The following is a 2,431-nucleotide window of genomic DNA, read 5'->3' as shown; positions in this document are numbered from 1 at the left end:
CCAGCGATTTTGGCAGCCCGAATATTACCGCCAACTGTTCTGGTAGCAAACCCAAAAGTGGTACGCTGAATGAGGAAGTAAGCGATCGCGCAAGCAATAATCCCGTAAATTAAACCGTAATGAACGCGAGATCCCGGTATATTTCCCAACATATCGGCATCGGGAATTGGGTAGCTGGAGGGCTTGTTGAGACTGCTGGGGTCGCGCATTGGCCCACCAACCATGTGGTTGAGGAGTGCGATCGCAATATAATTCAACAACAAGCTGCTAATCGTTTCGTTAACGCCTCGGTAATGGCGTAAGGCCCCAACAGCGGCAATCCACAAACCACCAGCAATAAGTCCTGCCAAAGCCATCGCCAACTGCACGACAAAAGGCCCAGTACCCTGCATCGCCAGCCCTGTAGCTACAGCAGATAAACCACCGATAACGATCGCCCCTTCATTACCGATGATTACCAAACCCAAACGCGCAGGTAACGCCGTACACAGGGAACTCAGCATCAAAGGCGCGGCCCGAATTAACGTGTTCTGGAACGAATACCAATTGCCAAAAGCTGCCTTATAAATTGAGGCGTATACGGCAAAGGGATTAGCACCCGATGCCGCACAAAACACACCGAATATTAGCAGCGAAATCGCCAACGCTGCTACCGGAATGCAAATTTTTTCTAACGTTGTTCGCCAACTTTGTGCGATCGCCATAATCTAGCTTTTCTTATTCAAATTTAACTTTGACGCACTAACCCCCAGCCCTTCGCCCTTTTTTCTTTTGACTTTTGACTTTTGACTTTTGACTTTTGCCTTTTGACTTTTGCCTTTTGACTTTTGACTTTTGCCTTTTGACTTTTGACTTTTGACTTACCTAACTGCTAGTACTACCAATCACGCCTTCTACCAGCCAATTCATCTTTTCCAATTCCGGGTCTTGCTGTTTGTACTCCTTCGCTGAAGCGATCTTTGTTTTTCCTGTATTATCTTTAATTTCTCCTTTATAAATTACCATACTGCCATCCATAAACTTCGCTTTAGCTGCCTCTGCTTCCTTCTTCGCCGCTTCGCTAACAGCTTGACCGTAGTCTGAAAGTTTACAAAAACCATCCTTCAAACCACCACGCACCAGATGCGGGATTCCTCCGTTCATCAAAGTTTTGCCATCGCGAATCATTTCTGCATATTTGGAATAGACATTTGTCCAATCCCACTCCGCACCGGTAAGATATCCTTTAGGAGCGAGATTTGCTTGATTCGCATGGTAACCGCTACAGAAAACACCCCGTTTTTCCGCAGTTTCCATCACCACTTTGGGACTGTCTACGTGACAAGTCAGCACATCAACTCCTTGGTCGATCATGCTATTAGCAGCTTCGGCTTCTTTAACAGGCAAAGACCAGTCACCTGTGAAGATAACTTGAGTTGTAACTTTAGGATTAACGCTGCGTGCGCCTAAAGTAAAACTGTTGATATTTCGGATTAGTTGCGGGATGGGTTTGGCAGCGACGAATCCTAATTTGCCAGTTTTACTCGTGGACGCGGCAACAATTCCTGCGATGTACTGCGCTTCATCAATATAGCCATAGTAACTGCCCACATTTTTCGGGTGTTTTCCTTCTTCGTAGAGTCCGCCGCAGTGGAAGAATTGTACTTCGGGATATTCTTGGGCAAGTTTCAAGATATGCGGATCGAAGTAACCAAAAGATGTCGGAAACAAGACTGTACAACCGTCCTGTTCGATCATGTTCCGCATCGCTTCCTGTACTTCTGTAGTTTCGGGAACGTTGGCTTGCTCTACAGTTTTTACCCAAGGTAATTTTGCAACTCCCTCTTTTCCTAGCGCGTGGGCTTGGTTGTATCCATAATCGTCTTTGGGGCCTACATAAATAAATCCCATTGTTATTTGTTTGACAGCCCCAGTTGAACCTGTACTTGAAGTCGAATTAGTTGAGCTTGCTGGACTTGTGGGATTCGATGGTGTGTTTGGGGTACATCCAGTCCAAAGACGCGAACTCACTCCAAAAGCTGTTGTAGCTAAAATACCGCGTATGACTTGACGACGATTTAAGTTAAATGGGCGTCTGATACTCACTTTCTAGCCCTCCTTTGACAGGGGTAAATGTATTTCTATATTAAGTTCTGCTCTAAGACAGATGACATCAATCGGTTGACCAGTCAATCTAATCACTGTATTACATAGATTTTTGTACTTTGCAATACATTTGGCACACAAGTTATGCTTTATCCTTGCCTAAATCACCTATATAAGCACGCCAGCCACCCCACTGGGTAATTTCCCGCTTACCTTCACAAAGAAGCGATTCGCCTAAAACGCCCAGTACTTCTTGGCCATCTGCCAAACGCACTTTGCCGATGCACAATCCGGGGGGTTCTTGCTGTAAAATTGTGCAGATGCCAGATGTGGGAACAGCCCAAAC

Annotated in this window: 2 protein-coding genes and 1 pseudogene; all 3 read right to left on the bottom strand. The window is 45.7% G+C overall.

Annotated elements, in window-relative coordinates:
* Positions 1-704 (bottom strand): ABC transporter permease (locus H6S82_RS29165; RefSeq protein WP_191057172.1); only part of this gene is annotated, 704 nt, incomplete at its 3' end.
* A gap of 160 nt (positions 705-864) precedes the next feature.
* Positions 865-2,085 carry a BMP family ABC transporter substrate-binding protein gene (locus H6S82_RS29160; protein WP_190471853.1) on the bottom strand — a complete coding sequence of 407 codons (1,221 nt, stop codon included), beginning with the start codon at positions 2,083-2,085 and terminating at the stop codon, positions 865-867.
* Between the two features lie 142 nt (positions 2,086-2,227).
* Positions 2,228-2,431, bottom strand: a pseudogene (locus H6S82_RS29155) (hypothetical protein); the annotation flags it as partial.

It is taken from the genome of Planktothrix sp. FACHB-1355, assembly GCF_014748295.1.
In the GTDB taxonomy this organism is placed as follows: Bacteria; Cyanobacteriota; Cyanobacteriia; order Cyanobacteriales; family Aerosakkonemataceae; genus Aerosakkonema; species Aerosakkonema funiforme_A.
The sequence above is the reverse complement of the archived record's forward strand: the minus strand, read 5'-3'. Positions and strand labels throughout refer to the sequence as shown.